2 protein-coding genes and 1 pseudogene are annotated in these 2869 nt (G+C 72.4%); 2 read left to right on the top strand and 1 reads right to left on the bottom strand.

Annotation, left to right across the window (positions count from 1 at the left end; genetic code table 11):
• Nucleotides 1–108: 108 nt before the first annotated feature.
• Nucleotides 109–297 (bottom strand): hypothetical protein, encoded by a 189-nt coding sequence (locus tag DT057_RS05875; protein ID WP_128561153.1) that lies wholly within the window; start codon nt 295–297, stop codon nt 109–111.
• A gap of 281 nt (nt 298–578) precedes the next feature.
• Here DT057_RS05875 and DT057_RS05870 point away from each other — a divergent pair.
• A pseudogene (locus DT057_RS05870) lies at nt 579–1982 on the top strand (ATP-binding protein); the annotation flags it as partial.
• 1 nt (nt 1983) lies between these two features.
• On the top strand, nt 1984–2629 hold a 646-nt coding region (locus DT057_RS36640), incomplete at its 5' end, for a toprim domain-containing protein (RefSeq protein WP_244937362.1).
• Nucleotides 2630–2869 lie beyond the last annotated feature (240 nt).

The raw sequence follows: 2869 nt of genomic DNA, 5'->3' as shown, positions 1-2869 counted from the left end.
GGCCCGGGGGGGCGCCGGGAAGCCCGCCGCGCGCTCGAGCCGGACCGGCGCCGGGCGCGGCCGTGCGGAAGCGCGCGTCCCGAGGGCTGCGGGGCGGTGGCGCGGCCCTCAGAAGGCCCAGGCGAGCGTCGCCGCGAAGGCGGCCGCGACGGCCGCCCCGGTGGCCGTCGCGGCGAGGCGGCCGAACGAACGCGCGAGGGCATGGGCGCCCTCCTCGGCGAAGCCGAAGGCCTGTCCGGCCGCACGCTCGGCGCGAATCAGCGAGAGGTGGCGCGCGTTGCGGGCGGCGGCGGTCATCGGCGGCGTGCTCCTGGCGTCGGGCGGCGTGCGCGGGAAACGCATATACCCAAGCTTGGTTCCGGCGCTCCCGATACGCGGGGGCGGCGGGCGAGACGCTGTTAAGGGGATTTGTTTACATCTCGATGACTCTGGTACGGGTCGTGCAGCGCCATCCGCCGGCGCCGCCCCGCACGCCCCGAATCCGCCGGAAGGCCCTTTCTGTTCCGCATTTGTTCCGGTATAGGGAGAGGATGACGTCGAATGCTGCCAGAGCCCTTCCCCCATCGCGAGGCCGACGCGTGAGCGAGGCCGCACGAGACCTGTTCGGCCCGGGCGCGCCGCCGACCGAGGCGTCCCGGCGCCCCAAGCCCGTCGCGGTGCCGGTCCCGGCCAGGGCCGGGCAGGAGCCGTCGCCGGAATCCGGCTACGACGCCTCGGCGATCGAGGTGCTGGAGGGGCTGGAGCCGGTCCGGCGCCGCCCCGGCATGTATATCGGCGGGACCGACGAGAAGGCGCTCCACCACCTCTTCGCCGAGGTGATCGACAACGCCATGGACGAGGCGGTGGCGGGGCACGCGAGCTTCATCGAGGTCGAATTCGAGGAGAGCGGCTGCCTCGCGGTCACCGACAACGGCCGCGGCATCCCGGTCGACCCGCACCCGAAATTCCCCGGCAAGTCGGCGCTCGAGGTCATCATGACCACGCTGCATGCCGGCGGGAAGTTCGACTCGAAGGTCTACGAGACCTCGGGCGGGCTGCACGGCGTCGGCATCTCGGTGGTCAACGCCCTGTCCGACATCCTGGAGGTCGAGGTCGCCCGCAACCAGACCCTCTACCGCCAGAGCTTCTCGCGCGGCCACGCGCAGGGCGGGATCGAGACCGTCGGCCGGGTGCAGAACCGGCGCGGCACCAAGGTGCGGTTCCATCCGGACCCCGAGATCTTCGGCGCCCACCGGCTCGACCCGCGCCGCCTGTTCAAGATGGCGCGCTCGAAGGCCTACCTGTTCGGCGGGGTCGAGATCCGCTGGCGCTGCGCGCCCGCCCTGCTCGAGGGCGTCGAGAACGTCCCGGTTGAGGCGGTGCACCGCTTCCCGGCCGGCCTGAAGGACTACCTGGCGCGGGAGATCGACGGCAAGGAGCTCGTCGCCGACGGGGTGTTCTCGGGCAAGATCACGAAGCCCGGCAGCCACGGCTCGCTCGAGTGGGCGGTGGCGTGGCTCGCCAACGACGACGGCTTCTCCTCCTCCTACTGCAACACCATCCCGACGCCCGAGGGCGGCACGCACGAGAGCGGGATGCGGGTCGCGCTCCTGCGGGCCCTGCGCGACCACGCCGAGCGGGTCGGGCAGGTCAAGCGGATGCAGGCCGTCACCGCCGACGACGTCATGGCGACCTGCGCGGCGATGCTCTCGGTGTTCATCCGGGAGCCGGAGTTCCAAGGCCAGACCAAGGACAAGCTGGCGACGCTGGAGGCGTCCCGCATCGTCGAGGCGGCGATGCGCGACGCCTTCGACCACTGGCTCGCCGCCTCCCCGGCCCAGGCCAACAAGCTGCTCGACTGGGTCATCGACCGGGCCGAGGAACGGCTGCGCCGGCGCCAGGAGAAGGAGGTCGCGCGCAAGACCGCGACCCGCAAGCTGCGCCTGCCGGGCAAGCTCGCCGACTGCTCGAAGGCGGGGGCGGCGGGCTCCGAGATCTTCATCNGGGCGACTCGGCCGGCGGCTCGGCCAAGCAGGCCCGCGACCGCGCGACCCAGGCCATCCTGCCCCTGCGCGGCAAGATCCTCAACGTGGCGTCGGCGAGCCGCGACAAGCTCGGCGCCAACCAGCTCCTCTCGGACCTGACCCAGGCGCTCGGCTGCGGCACCGGCCCGCACTACAAGGCCGACGACCTTCGCTACGAGAAGGTGATCATCATGACGGACGCCGACGTGGACGGCGCCCACATCGCCTCCCTGCTGATCACCTTCTTCTACCGGCAGATGCCGCGCCTGATCGACACGGGCCACCTCTACCTCGCGGTGCCGCCGCTCTACCGGCTGACACAGGGCGCCAAGAGCGCCTACGCCCGCGACGACCAGCACAAGGACCAGCTGCTCAAGACCGTGTTCAGGTCCGGCAAGGTCGAGATCGGGCGCTTCAAGGGCCTCGGCGAGATGATGCCCGGGCAGCTCAAGGAGACCACGATGGATCCGAGGAAGCGCACGCTCCTGCGGGTCGCGGTGGTGGACGAGGCCCGGGCGGCGACCGGCGACACGGTCGAGCGCCTGATGGGCAACAAGCCCGAGGCACGCTTCGCCTTCATCTCCGAGCGTGCCGTGTTCGCGGACGAGGCCGGTCTCGACATCTGACGGCGGTTCCGGCAGCGGGCGCCCGACGCCCGACGGCCTGCGGGCCGTCGCGGGAGAGCGGGCCGCGGATGCGCCGCCGCGATCCCCCCGCGGGCGGACCGGCGGGCGCGCCGCCGCGCGCGGCCGTTCTCCCGGGCCCGAACAGGAAGAGCCCGGCCTTGCGGCCGGGCTCCCCCCGTCGAGGACGCTGAGGTCCCGGTTCGGTTCTCAGTAGGTGCCGAACTTGTAGTTGAGGCCGGC

Source organism: Methylobacterium crusticola (assembly GCF_003574465.1).
GTDB lineage: Bacteria > Pseudomonadota > Alphaproteobacteria > Rhizobiales > Beijerinckiaceae > Methylobacterium > Methylobacterium crusticola.
Note: the sequence above shows the minus strand (reverse complement) of the source record. Positions and strands in the feature narration are given on the sequence as shown.